This window comes from Paraburkholderia sp. MM5477-R1 (assembly GCF_050436385.1).
Classification (GTDB): domain Bacteria; phylum Pseudomonadota; class Gammaproteobacteria; order Burkholderiales; family Burkholderiaceae; genus Paraburkholderia; species Paraburkholderia tuberum.
Genome location: NZ_JBNDMC010000001.1, coordinates 548,992 through 563,484, shown reverse-complemented (window position 1 = coordinate 563,484; position 14,493 = coordinate 548,992). Strand labels below are relative to the sequence as shown.

13 protein-coding genes and 1 pseudogene are annotated in these 14,493 nt (G+C 62.5%); 13 read left to right on the top strand and 1 reads right to left on the bottom strand.

Features of this window, described 5'->3' with window-relative positions; all coding sequences use genetic code 11:
* The first annotated feature begins 25 nt into the window (after positions 1 to 25).
* From OKW35_RS02755 to OKW35_RS02705, 11 genes and pseudogenes are all read left to right on the top strand, one after another.
* On the top strand, positions 26 to 979 hold the full coding sequence (locus OKW35_RS02755) for an ABC transporter permease (protein WP_187619376.1): 954 nt from the start codon (positions 26 to 28) through the stop codon (positions 977 to 979).
* Positions 976 to 1,926 carry an ABC transporter permease gene (locus OKW35_RS02750; RefSeq protein ID WP_429551181.1) on the top strand — a complete coding sequence of 317 codons (951 nt, stop codon included), beginning with the start codon at positions 976 to 978 and terminating at the stop codon, positions 1,924 to 1,926. The genes OKW35_RS02755 and OKW35_RS02750 overlap by 4 nt, the downstream gene beginning before the upstream one ends.
* Complete coding sequence (locus tag OKW35_RS02745) at positions 1,923 to 3,779, top strand: ABC transporter ATP-binding protein (protein ID WP_429551180.1); 1,857 nt, start codon at positions 1,923 to 1,925, stop codon at positions 3,777 to 3,779. Before OKW35_RS02750 ends, OKW35_RS02745 begins: the two co-directional genes overlap by 4 nt.
* Complete coding sequence (locus tag OKW35_RS02740) at positions 3,776 to 4,090, top strand: (2Fe-2S)-binding protein (protein ID WP_187619373.1); 315 nt, start codon at positions 3,776 to 3,778, stop codon at positions 4,088 to 4,090. Before OKW35_RS02745 ends, OKW35_RS02740 begins: the two co-directional genes overlap by 4 nt.
* Positions 4,075 to 5,445, top strand: coding sequence for an FAD-dependent oxidoreductase (locus OKW35_RS02735; RefSeq protein ID WP_429551179.1), 1,371 nt, complete (start codon positions 4,075 to 4,077; stop codon positions 5,443 to 5,445). The genes OKW35_RS02740 and OKW35_RS02735 overlap by 16 nt, the downstream gene beginning before the upstream one ends.
* Positions 5,442 to 6,611, top strand: a complete 1,170-nt coding sequence (locus OKW35_RS02730; RefSeq protein WP_429551178.1) for an NAD(P)/FAD-dependent oxidoreductase — start codon at positions 5,442 to 5,444, stop codon at positions 6,609 to 6,611. Before OKW35_RS02735 ends, OKW35_RS02730 begins: the two co-directional genes overlap by 4 nt.
* Positions 6,608 to 6,958 carry a helix-turn-helix domain-containing protein gene (locus OKW35_RS02725; RefSeq protein ID WP_187619370.1) on the top strand — a complete coding sequence of 117 codons (351 nt, stop codon included), beginning with the start codon at positions 6,608 to 6,610 and terminating at the stop codon, positions 6,956 to 6,958. Before OKW35_RS02730 ends, OKW35_RS02725 begins: the two co-directional genes overlap by 4 nt.
* A gap of 10 nt (positions 6,959 to 6,968) precedes the next feature.
* Positions 6,969 to 7,142 (top strand): DUF2848 family protein, encoded by a 174-nt coding sequence (locus tag OKW35_RS02720; protein WP_429551177.1) that lies wholly within the window; start codon positions 6,969 to 6,971, stop codon positions 7,140 to 7,142.
* Between the two features lie 121 nt (positions 7,143 to 7,263).
* Positions 7,264 to 7,596 carry a hypothetical protein gene (locus OKW35_RS02715; RefSeq protein WP_429551176.1) on the top strand — a complete coding sequence of 111 codons (333 nt, stop codon included), beginning with the start codon at positions 7,264 to 7,266 and terminating at the stop codon, positions 7,594 to 7,596.
* 16 nt (positions 7,597 to 7,612) lie between these two features.
* On the top strand, positions 7,613 to 8,365 hold the full coding sequence (locus tag OKW35_RS02710; protein ID WP_429551175.1) for a cupin domain-containing protein: 753 nt from the start codon (positions 7,613 to 7,615) through the stop codon (positions 8,363 to 8,365).
* A gap of 139 nt (positions 8,366 to 8,504) precedes the next feature.
* Positions 8,505 to 10,199: pseudogene (locus OKW35_RS02705) on the top strand (methyl-accepting chemotaxis protein).
* A gap of 604 nt (positions 10,200 to 10,803) precedes the next feature.
* On the opposite strand, the gene OKW35_RS02700 reads toward OKW35_RS02705, so the two are convergent.
* A complete protein-coding gene (locus OKW35_RS02700) occupies positions 10,804 to 11,406 on the bottom strand; it encodes an SCO family protein (protein ID WP_429551174.1) in 603 nt (200 codons plus the stop codon).
* 262 nt (positions 11,407 to 11,668) lie between these two features.
* Between OKW35_RS02700 and OKW35_RS02695 the strand changes: the two genes are divergently transcribed.
* A complete protein-coding gene (locus tag OKW35_RS02695) occupies positions 11,669 to 12,028 on the top strand; it encodes a DUF2946 domain-containing protein (RefSeq protein ID WP_429551173.1) in 360 nt (119 codons plus the stop codon).
* Positions 12,029 to 12,109: 81 nt separating this feature from the next.
* On the top strand, positions 12,110 to 14,491 hold the full coding sequence (locus OKW35_RS02690) for a TonB-dependent receptor (protein ID WP_429551172.1): 2,382 nt from the start codon (positions 12,110 to 12,112) through the stop codon (positions 14,489 to 14,491).
* Positions 14,492 to 14,493: the final 2 nt, after the last annotated feature.

Below are 14,493 nucleotides of genomic sequence, written 5' to 3'. Positions count from 1 at the left end.
GTTCATAATAGGAGGAGACATTTCGATGAAAACACCTGTGCAACGACTCGTCGTCGCCCGCCTCGGCCTCGCGCTGCTCACGCTGCTGCTGGTGTCGGCGGTCGTGTTCGGCATCACGGGGTTGCTTCCCGGCGACGCGGCCCAACAGGCGCTCGGCCAGGCGGCAACCCCCGAAGCCGTCGCCGCCCTGCGGCATCAGTTCGGTCTCGACCAGCCCGCGCTGCAACGCTACTTCGAGTGGCTCCTTCATGTGGTCAGCGGCAACTTCGGCACGTCGTTGTCGAACAATCTGCCCGTCAGCCAGCTGATCGCGACGCGTCTGCCGAACTCGCTGGTACTGGCGGGTCTGACGGCGCTGGTCTCGGTGCCGATAGCGCTGTTGATCGGTATTTCATCGGCGATGTTCCGCGGCTCTCTACTCGACCGCACGCTCAACGTGCTGACGCTCTCCACGGTCGCCGTGCCCGAGTTTCTGATCGCCACCATCGCCGTGCTGATCTTCGCCGTCAAGCTGCGCTGGCTGCCGGCGTTGTCATATCTCTCGGAGGTCCATTCGTTCGGTGCGCTGCTGCGCATCTACGCAATGCCGGTGATGACGCTGTGCTGCGTGCTCGTCGCGCAGATGGCGCGCATGACGCGCGCCGCGGTGCTCGATCAGCTCAGTTCGTCGTACGTGGAAATGGCGGTGCTCAAGGGCGCCTCGCCGGCGCGTGTGGTGCTACGGCATGTGTTGCCCAACACCATCGGACCGATTGCCAATGCGGTGGCATTGAGCCTGTCGTATCTGTTTGGCGGCGTGGTGATCGTCGAGTCGATTTTCAATTATCCCGGGCTCGCGAGCCTGATGGTGGACGCGGTGACCAACCGCGACATGCCGCTCGTGCAGGGGTGCGTGATGGTGTTCTGCGCGGCGTATCTCGCCCTCGTGCTGATCGCCGATCTCTGTCAAATCGTCTCCAACCCGAGGCTACGTCGATGATGAGCCAACCTACCAATCCCCCCCCCATTCCGCACGCGGACACGGAACTGTACGACGTGCAGCGCGACGAACTGGTCGTCGAGCCCGCACCCGTCGAAGCGGTCGCGTTGAAGCAGGGCATGTTCAAACGTCTGGTGCAGCGCTTCTCCGTACTCGGACTGATCGGTCTGACGGTGGTCGCATTCTGGCTGCTGGTCGCGTTTGTCGGACCGCTGGTCGCGCCGTATAAAGGCGGTGCGCTGACGTCCACGGAAATTTTCGGCCGCTACAGCGCAGCGTATCCGCTCGGCACTGACTATCTGGGTCGCGACATGCTGAGCCGGATTCTCTACGGCGCGCGCTACACGGTCGGCCTCGCGCTCGCCGCGGCGGTGCTCGCCAGCGTAATCGGCACGTTCTTCGGACTGCTCGCGGCGGTGTCCGGCCGCTGGGTCGACGAAATTCTGAGCCGTCTGTTCGACGCGCTCATTTCGATTCCGAGCAAGGTGCTCGCGCTCGTCGTGATCGCCGCGTTCGGTTCGTCGATCCCGATGCTCACGACCGTGGCTGCCCTGGCTTATATCCCCGGCGCGTTCCGCATTTCGCGCTCGCTCGCGGTGAACCTGATGGGCCTCGAATATGTGCAGGTCGCGAGAGCGCGCGGCGAACGCATCTTCTATATTGCGCGGGTCGAGGTGCTGCCCAACATGATTCATCCGATGCTCGCCGATTTCGGCCTGCGCTTCGTGTTCATCGTACTGCTGCTGAGCGGGCTGAGTTTTCTCGGTCTCGGCGTGCAGCCGCCGAATGCCGACTGGGGTTCGCTCGTGCGCGAGAACATTGGCGGCCTGTCGGAAGGCGCGCCTGCCGTGCTGATGCCGGCTGTCGCGATCGCGACGCTGACCATCGGCATGAATCTGCTGATCGACAACTTGCGGCGTCGCCGCCATAGCCACGGAGGTGCATGATGGCTGATCGTGCTGAGCGGGACATGATTGAAGTGAAGGGACTGCGGGTTACCGCGGGTGTGGCACCGTGGCCGGTAAGCGAGATCGTCAAGGGCGTCGACTTTTCGGTGAAGAAGGGTGAGGTGCTGGCGCTGATCGGCGAATCGGGTTCGGGCAAGACGACCATCGCATTGTCGCTGCTCGGCTATGCGCGGGCGGGCTGTTCGATCAGCGGCGGCTCGGTGCGGATCGGCGAGGTCGACGTGTTGTCGCTCGATGCCAAAGGACGCCGCGCTTTGCGCGCGCGTACTGTCGCATATGTCGCGCAGAGCGCCGCGGCGGGTTTCAATCCGGCGCGTACGATCATGGATCAGGTGACGGAGCCGGCGCTGCTGCATCAATTGATGACGAAGGCGGCCGCGCGGAACAAAGCGGTTGGCCTCTTTCGCGCGCTTGCGCTGCCTGCACCCGATACGATTGGCGACCGTTATCCGCATCAGGTATCCGGCGGGCAGTTGCAGCGCCTGATGGCCGCAATGGCGTTGATCACCGATCCGGCTGTCGTCGTGTTCGACGAACCGACTACCGCGCTCGACGTGACCACGCAGATCGAAGTGCTCGCGGCCTTCAAGAAAGTGATCCGCGAACTCGGCACGACCGCCGTGTACGTGTCGCACGATCTGGCTGTGGTCGCGCAGATGGCGGACCGCATCGTGGTGCTGAACGGCGGTGCCGTCAAGGAGAACGGCGTGGTCGCGCAGGTGCTCGACGCACCTGTCAATGCCTACACACGTCAGTTGCTGGCCGCGAGGCGCCACCCGGAGTCGTCGTCAGAAATGCCACAGCAGGCCGGCAAGCCCGTTCCGCCGGTGCTCGAAATTCGGGGACTGGCCGCAGGCTATGGCCGCATCGACCGATCAGGCATACCCGCCGTGTGTGTGCTCCACGACGTAGGCCTCTCCATTCCTCGCGGTAGCGCGCTCGGGGTGATCGGCGAATCGGGTTCTGGGAAGACCACGCTCGCGCGCGTAGTGGCGGGCCTCGTCGACCGTACACGCGGCGAAGTACTTTTCAACGGTGAGCCATTGCCCGCACAGATGTCGCGCCGCACGCCCGAGCAGTACCGGCAGATCCAGATCGTGTTCCAGAACGCGGACACGGCGCTAAACCCGAGCCATTCGATCGCCGACATCCTGGGTCGTCCACTCGCGTTCTATCATCATCTGCGCGGCGCTGCCGCGAATAAGCGCATGCTTGCGTTGCTCGATCTGGTGAAGCTGCCCGCCTCGATCGCCACGCGCACACCTGCCGGTTTGTCCGGCGGCCAAAAGCAGCGCGTGAATCTCGCGCGCGCGCTCGCCGCCGATCCCTCGCTGATTCTCTGCGACGAGGTGACGTCCGCGCTCGATACGGTGGTCGGCGCGGCGATCCTCGACCTGCTCGCGGAATTGCGGCGCGAGCTGGCCGTGTCATACATGTTCATCAGCCACGACATTTCAACCGTACGCGCCATCTGCGACGAAGTAATCGTGCTGTACGCGGGACAGCGAGTGGAAGCGGGACAGCGCGACGTGCTCGCCGCGCCACCCTATCATCCGTACACGGGTTTGCTGGTCGATTCGGTGCCTGAGTTGAAACCGGGCTGGCTCGACGCGCGTCGCCATGTCGCTGCCTGCGCACTACCGGCGATGGGCGAAAGCGCCGCTGTCTCCGCGTTGTGCTCATTTCGCGCGCGCTGCCCGGTACGCATCGACGGTATGTGCAATACGACGCCGCCGCCGGTCAGAAAGTTACCTTCCGGTGCTGAGATTCTTTGCCACCATCCGGCCGCCGAGCTCAGCCGTTTGCAAGCGCTGGAGACGATCCCGGCATGAACCAGCGATTTGTACGGCTCGCGGAAACGGACCGCAAGACCTTCCCTATCATCGTGGACGGCGTCGTGCGCGAGGCCGCCGAAGGCGACACGCTGATGGTCGCGTTGCTCACCAGCGCGAGCGCGTTGCGCGATTCCGAATTCGGCGATGGCCGCCGCGCCGGTTTCTGTCTGATGGGCGCCTGCCAGGACTGCTGGGTGTGGTCCGCGCAAGGCGAGCGCGTGCGTGCGTGCAGTACGCCCGCGACGCCCGGCATGTCGATTGTCACGAAGCTGGCTGAAGCCGGGGAGGGCGTATGGCCCCGCGTGTAGTCATCATCGGGGCCGGGCCGGCGGGCGTGCGCGCCGCGCAGGCGCTGGTCGAGGCGGGGCTGCGGCCCACCGTCATCGACGAAGGGCGGCGTGACGGCGGGCAGATTTATCGGCGTCAGCCGGAAGGGTTTTCGCGCAGCTACGCGACGCTCTATGGCACCGAGGCCGAGCGTGCCGCGTCGCTGCATCAGGGCTTCGATGCGTTGAAGAGCCGGATCGACTATCTGCCGGACACACTCGTCTGGAACATCTCGCCGAACATCGTGCACCTGGTGACAGGGACGCGGTATCACACGCTTGCGTTCGACGCGCTGATCGTCTGCAGCGGCGCGACGGACCGGCTGATGCCAGTCAAGGGCTGGCACCAGGCCGGCACCTATAGCCTTGGCGGCGCGCAGGTCGCGCTGAAGTCACAAGGCTGCGCGATCGGTTCGCGCATCGTGATGATGGGCAGCGGTCCGCTTCTGTATCTGGTGGCCGCGCAGTACGTGAAAGCGGGCGCGCTGGTTGCCGCGGTGCTCGACACCGCGACGTTCATGCAGCGCGTGGCCGCGTTGCCGCGCCTGCTGGCGATTCCCGCCGCGCTCAGAAAAGGCATCGCGTTGACCCGCGTGCTGGCCGGCGCGCGCGTGCCGGTTCATCGTGGCGTGCAGCCGCTCGAAATCAAAGGCTCGCCGCAGGACGGCGTGAACGCGGTCGAGGTCGCGCTGCCCGGTGGCAAGCGCCTCGAATTGGCATGCGATGCCGTCGCGCTCGGTTATCACCTGCGGCCCGAGACACAACTCGCGGACCTTGCCGGCTGTCGTTTTTCGTTCGACGAGAACACGCAACAGTGGCTGCCGCAAATCGACGCCGACGGCCGTAGCAGCATCAAGGGCATCTATCTGGCGGGCGACGGCGCGCGCGTGCGCGGCGCCGACGCGGCGGAACGCTCCGGCCGTCTGGCGGCGCTGGCCGCTTTGCAGGATCACGGCATGCCGGTCGACGGCGTGGAGCGCTTGCGCGCCGAACTCGTGCGCTTCACGCGTTTTGCCGCGGGCTTGCGTGAGGCCTTTCCGTGGCCGTCGAAATTCGCAGCGTCGCTGCCGGACGAAACGATTGTCTGCCGTTGCGAAGCGATCACGGCGGGCGAACTGCGTCGCGTGGTGCGCGCGACCGGCGCGAAGGAAGCCAATCGCGCCAAGGCGTTTTCGCGCGTCGGCATGGGCCGCTGCCAGGGGCGCTATTGCGGGCATGCGGGTGCCGAAATCATTGCCGCAGCAGCTTCTGTGCCGCTGTCGTCCGTGGGACGGCTGCGCGGCCAGGCACCCGTCAAACCGCTGCCAGTCGCACTGACCGAGGAGGCTGGCGAATGAGCACGACAAGCAAAAACGAAGCCGATGTGATCGTGATCGGCGGCGGCATCGTGGGGACGACGACGACCTTCTTCCTGCGCCAGCGCAATCGCTCGGTCATCCTGCTCGAACGCGGCTTGACGGGCCAGCAGGCGAGCGGCGTGAACTACGGCGGCATTCGGCGGCAAGGCCGCGCATTGCCGCAACTGGCAATGGCGAACCGCGCGCTGCGTACGTGGCAACGCTCGGCGGAACTGCTCGGCGAGGACATCGAGTTTATGGCGTCGGGCCATACGCGCGTGTGCTATCACCAGAAGGACGTCGAGAATTTCGATCAGTACGCAATCGACGCGCGCGCCTGTGGTCTCGAGCTCGAAGTGCTGCACGGCGAAGCGACGTTCAGGCGTTTTCCGTTTCTCGGCCACGAGGTGCTGGCGGCCTCGATCTCGCCGCTCGACGGCCATGCCAATCCACGCCTTGCCGCGCCCGCGTTCGGCCGCGCGGCAGCGCGGCTAGGCGCACATGTGATCGAGGACACGGAAATCGTGCGCGTGGAAAAAGATGGCGGGCGGTTTCGCGTGGAAAGTGCGCGCGGCGATGTTTACTGGGCGGCGCAGCTCGTGATCTGCGCTGGCGTGTGGGCAACGCGTCTTACCGAACAGTTTGGCGAAACGGCGCCCATCACCGCGCGGGGTCCTCAAATGTGCGTGACTGAGCCGGTGCCGTACGTATTCAGGTCGTCAATGGGTGTGTTCACGTCGGTCAAGGAAGAGAGCATTTACTTCCGCCAGATCCCGCGCGGCAACATCATTGTCGGCGGCGGTCCTGCCGGTCCGGCCGATGCCGTGACGAGCCGCGCCTCCGTGTTGCCAATCAACACGGTGCGGCAACTGGCGCAGATGCGCCGGCTTGTGCCCGCGTTGGCACCGCTGAACGTGATTCGGGTGTGGAGTGGCGTGGAAGGCTACCTACCCGACGGAGAGCCGGTGATCGGTCCGAGCAGTCAGGTCGGCGGTCTGTTCTACGCGTTCGGCTTCAGTGGGGCCGGTTTTCAGATCGGTCCGGGCGTCGGCGAAACGCTGGCGGAACTCGTCGATACGGGCAGCACGGCCATTCCCCTCGACGCGTTTTCCATCCGGCGTTTCGAGAACCAACCGGCGGCCCGCTCGACCATCGTGACGTCATGAAACAGTCCATCAGCCTCACTGCCGCCCGCGCTTTCATCGAAGCCCATTTCGACGAACCGGTGACGCTCGCTCAACTCGCCGCGTTGTCGGCACTCAGCGTGTCACGCTTCGCCACGTTGTTCAGGCAGCAATACGGATCGTCGCCGTATCGCTATCTCTGCGGCCTGCGGATTCAGCGCGCGCAGACGCTCTTGCTCGAAGGCGTGCCGGGATCGATTGTCGCGACGGAGGTCGGCTTCTTCGATCAGAGCCATTTCGGCCGCCATTTCAAGCGATGCTGCGGCATGACGCCCAGCATGTTCGCTCGGCGCACCGCGACTCACGGCCGCCGCCTTGTCGGAAGGTGAGCTTAAGCAGATGGGCGCAAAGCCTGCCGCGGCCGAAGCTCGGCGATTCAACGAGGTCGCCTCTCACTGGGACCGGATATTTTTACGGGCATGGATCGTTGGAGATCGAGAACGAATGCTTTATCAGAAAGTCCAGGTTTCGGCCATGCTCGACCCTGCCAGCACTGCAGGACGCTTTGGCTGAATGCGAAGAAACGTTCCGCGGCGGCACAGTGGCGTAAAGCGGCACCTTCGATGAGATCGGCGGCCGGCGTCAATGCCGCTATGCCTGCGCTTGTCATATGAGCCAACGTTGGAACCACACAGTGATTTTCGATCGCAGCATTACTGTCGCGCAATGCGGTGCACGCGCCGATCGAAAGGCTGGAGAGGGATGGGTTCATTCGCGGACATGCGAGCAAAAAGGGTACACCCGCCTGCCGATTCGAGTGCGTGCCACGAGCGGCATTTTCTTCTGTTCGGGATGCGATAAACAGTTACACAAGCTGACGATCAGCGACTACGATCTGGCGGCTGAATGCAGAGGCGTGCGCCAACAAAGCGTTAGAACTGAAAGCCGAATCACGTCACGCCCAATTTCCGCCACAGTAGTTCCAGTTGCGGCCCAACACAACCTGCATCTGGCAAAAAGAATCTGAACGACTGGAACACAACATGTCCAAATTGCAGCAAGCAGTATCGGAGCATTGCAGTTCCCGATCGTTTGTCGATCTCCGGAAGTTCGCGTCGGATAAAAGCCAGGAGATTGAGGCGACTGGTTCGGCCGACGAGAGCCGCTTCCTTTCTAGTCGCCGCGTGCTAGATGGGCCGCCGGGCCCCGTGAGCGTGGGCGTGATAGCGCTCGACGCCGGATGCGGTAAGGTGCCGCCCCAGCCGGTAGATGAATTCATCATCGTTGCGGAAGGCGAGATCACGTTGACGCAGGCAGAGCATGCGCTAACGCTGGGGCCAGGCGACAGCGCGGTGTTGGGTCATGGCGCGGAGTTTTCCTGGTCGGCGCGAGGGCCCGTATCGATCATCTTCATGCGTTACCACGGCAGCCAGTATGCTGACGGGAAGATTGTCCCGATCGAGCACGCGCCGCAGCTGGAGCCGTCCGGAACGCCGCCTGCGGAATTGCTTCTCACGCCCGCGCCGGTCTGCCGCAACTTCACGGACTACCGCTCTGTGGATGGAGAATTTGTCTGCGGCACCTGGGATTCAACACCCTATCACCGGAGTGCAATGTTTTATCGCCATTGCGAGCTGATGTATCTCCTGGAAGGCAGTGTCACATTCGTGGACGAATCCGGCAGGACGGGGACCTTCGAGCGCGGTGACATTTTCCTCGTCGAGCAAGGCGCGCAGTGCAGTTGGGATAGTCGCGAGCACGTCGCAAAGGTATACGCGATTTATCGTCCGGCATAACGCCGCCAATCGTCCGCGGATCACGCCCCTGATGTAGCTTCGCCCGCAGGCAGTCCATGTCTGCGGGCTTTTTTTGACGCGCCAGCGTGGGTGCACTCGCGCAAATGCAAGTTCAGTCATAAGAGGCATAGACCCTACGATGCTATCGTCCATTCGCGCACGCGTTGTTCTTGCATGCGTAGCGCTGGTAGTTTTCTCCGTCGTCTCCAGTACTGCCACCGACTATTCGATCGCGAAGGCAAGCATGGGGGCTGCAATCTGGCGGCTGAGCCGGGGCCCATGCTTAAACAGATCGCGGTCGCGGGTGGATTCTTTGACGTCGGCGTCGGCTACCCGGACAGAACGGCAAAGTTCACCGACTGGCCGAACATTCCTACCAGCTACGATCCGACTAGCCGCCCCTGGTACAAAAGCGCCGTGCAAGCCGGCAAACCGGTTGTTCTCCCTTACGTCAGCACGAGCGGGGCGTTGCTGGTAGCTTTGGCAATTCCTGTGATACGTGACGGCGTGTTGAAGGCTGTGCTGGTGGGCGATGTTGCATTGGACAGCGTCGTGGAGAACGTGAAGTCGATTCATCCAACGCCGGAAAGTTTCGGAATGCTGATCGACCACGGCGGCCGCGTTATTGCGCATCCAGATCCAAAGCTGCGGTTCAAGCCGGTCACTGACATTGCGGCCGATTTCGCTGGGGTCGCGACCGGGTCGGCTGGCGCGGGGAACGCACCGATGAAACTGGCTATCGACGGAAAAACGAAACTGGTACGTGCAAAGGACGTGCCGGGTACCGACTGGGACGTCGTGGTCGCCCTCGACGAGTCCGAGGCGACTGCCGGAATGCGTTCGCTATTGGGTGCGTCACTCGTATCGCTCATTGTAATCGTCGGCATCGCATCGGTTATAGGGGCCGCCATCACCACGACTGCGTTCCGTCGCCTTGGGCACGTCTGTCAGGCAAATGACTGCGATCGGCTCGGGCACGGGCGACCTGACGCAGCGCCTGCCGGAGGAGGGCAGGGACGAAGTGGCCAACATCGCGCGTTCGTTCAACCAGTTCGTCGCCAAACTTCAAAGCGTGATGTTAGATATCCGTGGTGCCAGCGAATTGGTGCGTGCCGCTGCAAATGAAATTGCGGCGGCGAGCCACGACCTGTCGTCCCGCACTGAGGCGGCGGCGGCGAGCCTGCAGCAGACGGCCGCATCGATGGATCAGATCTCGGGGACGGTCGACCAGTCGGCCGCGGCGGCCCGCGAGGCCGACGAGCGATCGGGTATCGCGACGCAAATCGCCTCGCGCGGAGGTGAGATTGTGTCTGATGCGGTCGGCACAATGGGAGAGATCGAGGAAGCATCCGGCCGGATCGGTGAAATCGTTAGCGTAATCGACGGCATAGCGTTCCAGACCAACATTCTCGCGCTCAATGCTGCTGTCGAAGCCGCGCGCGCGGGAGAGCAAGGTCGCGGCTTCGCCGTGGTCGCACATGAAGTCCGTAGCCTGGCGCAGCGCAGCGCACAGGCTGCGCGCGAAGTGAAGCAACTTGTGGAGGCGACGGTCTCACGCGTTGCCGAGGGATCGTTCCAGGTGCGTCAGGCGGGCGAGACGATGAGCGAGATCGTCGCCAATGCTGTCGATGTTCAATCGGTCATCACGGGCATTGCTCGTGCAACGACCGAGCAGACACGCGGGATCCAGGAGGTCAATCTTGCGGTCATGCAACTCGATGGAATGGTGCAGCAGAACGCGGCACTCGTTGAACAGTCAGCAGCGGCGGCGACCTCCTTGCAAGCACAAGCAAGCTCGTTGGCATTTACCATTGGGAAATTCAAGGTTGAGTAATAGCGCTGCGCCCGACGGGCAATCACTGGATTTTTCGCACATTTTTTTCGCACCGCTTACGACGCTTCGCGCTTTCCGGTGTGGCACGGGTCTGGAAATCTTGCGACCTGTCCGTAGTGCCGCGCCCAATAAACACTGTACAGGTCACTAAACGCTGACGATGAACCGCACGATGACGGAAAACTTCTTTTCGTATCGCGTGCACAGATTGCAACCTTAGATGCTATGTACCCCTTTTTTGATGCCTGTTCTGGTTGTGTCGTGATGGTACGCCGACATCCTTACTTTAAGGTTTCCCCAGTTCGCCTCCTCCCGTTGCGAAGAAAGCCCCCATCCATCTGTCGAGCCCAATGACGCCTTTGTGTCAACCTGAGCCGGTCGTCGTCGGGCAATGTGCGGCCATTTCCTGACAGGCGAGGGACAAGGCGGAGCAACTGCTCTCCCGCAAAACTGGTATGCGTGGAACTTCGGGCGGCGACAACAAGCGCTCCTCCGGGCGAATCTGACCGGACTCTCCGACGTACGTCCGACTCTATCTGTTAAATACACCGTGGGTGCGCGGGCTCGTTCGCGGCCTCTTCAGCACCGTCGCGGGCGCCTGTCGTCAGGTCTCATCGGCCAATTGACGCAGATCGTGCACAAATGCGTCGACCGGATCGTCGTTCGCACCGATCAGGCGTGCATGCCCTTTCGCATCGAATATGTAGATCGCCGAGCTATGGGTTACCTCGTATCCACCGTTCGCGCGGGGCTTGTCAGCCTGGTACGCGACGCGATAGCGTTGCGCGAGCGCCTTGATCGCGCTGTCGGAACCGGTCAGGCCGACGTCGTGCTTTGCGTCAAACGCATCGACATACGCATGCATCACTGCGGGCGTGTCCCGCGCCGGGTCGACACTCACGAACAGGACCTTCACATGCTGTGCGGCGCCGCCCAGTTGATGCGTCACTTGGGCCAGTTTGGCCAGCGTCTCCGGGCATACGTCCGGGCAATGCGTGTAGCCGAAGTAGACGAGTGTGACATCACCTGCCAGGTTCGCCTGGCTAATCTGCTTGCCGGCGTCGGAGGTCAGCGCGAAATCCAGATCGGGCAAATGCCCCTGGACGTCCGTGAGCTTCCACGGCTCTTCATGGTGGCAGGCGGCAAGTGAAACAGAGAGCATTGCGCCGACAACGAGACGCACACAGCGATCAAAGAATGGGGGCATGGATTGGTGCGGCATTGCCGTCGCAAAGATCAGGATTGGGAAGTACAGTCTATTGCGGAGAGCTTTCATTCGTCTGCCCGCGTAGTGCCTCATCCGCTTTACAACTCTCAACGACAAGGCTCCATTCGAGGGCCGTTGCGCCACAGGCCGCGTCACACGAGCGCGTCAAAATGTCGCGCGTAAGGCGGGAAGCGAAGAGGGAGTGCTTAACCTGCTTACAGAACCAGTGCTAAACTGCGCCCGCTAACAAATTCAACCGCTCATGACCCTCCACTCCCGTCGTCGACTCTGCGCATGGCTTGGCACGCTCGCCATGTGCCTCGTCGTGTTCGTGCCGGCCGTGAGCCAGCTGGTTGCGTCGGCCCGCACCGGTGAACCGGTCGCAGTGCTCTGTTCGGCCACGCAAACGGATAGTGTCAGTCATCATGCGGGCGACCCGCTATCCGCCTGCGGCTACTGCGATCTGCTCGCGACCCACACGGCGCTGCCACCGATACCGCCGGCCGTTGCGCCGGTGCTTCTGTTGCCGGTCGCAGTTGCGGCAGCCGTGCTGTCCACACGCTTCATGCCGATCGGCGCTTTTCCGTCCGGCCGCCCACGGGACCCTCCCGCATTTTCCTGACCGTCGTTCGCCGCAGCAATAGTACGCGCCCATCCAGGGCGCGCATGCGGCCATTCATCAACGCACGCAGGAAAGAATCACATGCCTTGCTTCGCTCCGCGAAAAGTTTGCGGCGGCACGCGCACGCGCCGTGTCGCATTCGGATTGTTGCCCCTCGCGCTCCTCGGCCAACCTGCATTCGCAGATACAGCCGGTGTCACAGCCGCCCCCGCCGCAGCCTCTTCCGTTATCGCGACCGGCGCGGACCACGCCGTCACCACATTGCCACCGGTTTCCGTAACCGCGAGCGGCGCCGGGAGCTATCGCCCCGTCGTTGATCCGAATCTGCCCGCTTCGACCGAGACGGTCACGCGCGACCAGTTCGAAAACTGGAACGTCGTCAACACGGAAGACGTGCTGAAGTATCTGCCGAATCTTGCAGTGCGCAAACGCTTCATCGGCGATCTGAACTCGATCATCGCGGTGCGCGGCACGAGTAACGTACAAAGCGCGCGCGGTCTGGTCTATGCGGACGGGCTGCTGCTGTCGAATCTGCTCGGCAACAGCTATTCCTTTCCGCCGCGCTGGTCCATGGTGTTTCCGGATGAGATCCAGCAGGTAGACGTGATCTACGGCCCGTACTCCGCGCTCTATCCGGGCAATTCGCTCGGCGCAACCGTGCTGATCACGACGCGGATGCCGACCAGATTCGAAGCGGACGCGACCGTGAAAGCGTTCACGCAGCACTTCGACCTGTATGGGGTTAATCAGAATTTCAACGGCACTGAGACGAGCGCGACGATTGGCGATCGTATTGGAAAGTTTTCGTATTTTGTCGGCGCCAATCATTTCGAGAACACGAGCCAGCCTTTGCAGTTCGCCACGCTCGCAAAGTCGACCACGCCGGCAAAACCGGGCGACACGCCGGTCACCGGCGCATATTTCTATAACAACCAGACCAATGCGCCGACCGCAGTACTCGGCGTGAACGGCGAAGGGATCGAACGAACGATCCAGGACCAGCTGAAACTGAAGATGCAGTACGACTTCACGCCGACCGTGCAGGCCGGCTTCACGCTTGGCTACTGGCATCAGACCTATAACAGCGAGACGTCGACATTCCTGCGGGATGCGAACGGCAATCCGGTATATAGCGGCAAGGTTGCGATCAACGGCTTCGAGTACAACATTCCGGCCGCCGCGTTCGCACCGAGCCTCGGCACCAGCGAGAACTGGCTGTACGGCGCGTGGCTGAAGACGCACAACGCTACCGGCTGGAACGGCGAAGCGATCGCATCGTACTATGACGTGTCGAACAGCGTTGCACGCACCGCCAACGCTGGCGGACCCGGCAACGGACCCGGCGTCGTTACGTTCGGGGACGGCACCGGCTGGAAGACGCTGGACCTGAAGACCACCTACACACCGGCGACGCCGCAGGCAGGTTTCTGGAATCACGCCCTCACGTTCGGATATCACTACGACAACTATTTCCTCGACAACGAAACCTTCAACACCGCGGCATGGCGCGACGGTTCAGCTAGCAGCTTCGCCAACGCGTTCAAGGGCCGCACACAGACTCAGGCTGCCTATGCGCAGGACGCGTGGCGCTTTCTGTCGCGCTGGAAATTCGTCTACGGTGTGCGCTATGAGGACTGGCGTGCCTACGACGGCTCCCAGTCGCTCAGTGCGACGACTCTGCCCATTGCCGGAGCCGACCAGCATCATTTTTCGCCAAAGGCGTCACTGTCACTCGACGTCACCGACGATCTGACGCTGCGTGCATCGATCGCTCGCGCGTACCGTTTCCCGACAGTCGGAGAACTGTTCCAGGGGCAGATCAACGGTTCGTCGATCATCAACAACAACCCGAATCTGCAGCCCGAGGACGACCTCTCAAAAGAGTTGACCGCGGAATGGGCACACTGGAATGGTTTGTTCCGGCTGTCACTGTTTCAGGACGATGTGAAGAACACGATTTTCAGCCAGACCGACACGACCGTGATTCCGAACATCACGAACTTCCAGAACATCGGCAAGGTGCGCTCGCGCGGCGTGGAAACCAGCTATCAGGGGCAGGACGTGTTCGTGCACGGCCTCGACCTGATTGCGAACGCGGCGTACACGCAGTCGAAGATTCTCGCCAATGCGCAGAATCCCGCGACGGTGGGCAAATACTTCTACCGGATTCCGCTCTGGCGCGCGAACGTCGCGGCCACGTATCACTTCGACGCCCGTTCGGCGCTAACGCTCGCGGTGCGCTATTCGGGGCGGCAGTACAACACGCTGACCAATACCGACTCGAATCCGGATGTGTTCGGCGGGACGAGCACGTATACGGTTGCGGATGCGAAGTTCACGTTCCGGCCGACGAAGCTGAGCGAGATCGGCGTGGGCGTCGACAATATTTTCGACTCGCGCTACTTCGTCTATCACCCGTATCCGGGCCGCACCTTTTACGTCGAAGGTCGGCTGCACCTGTAAAG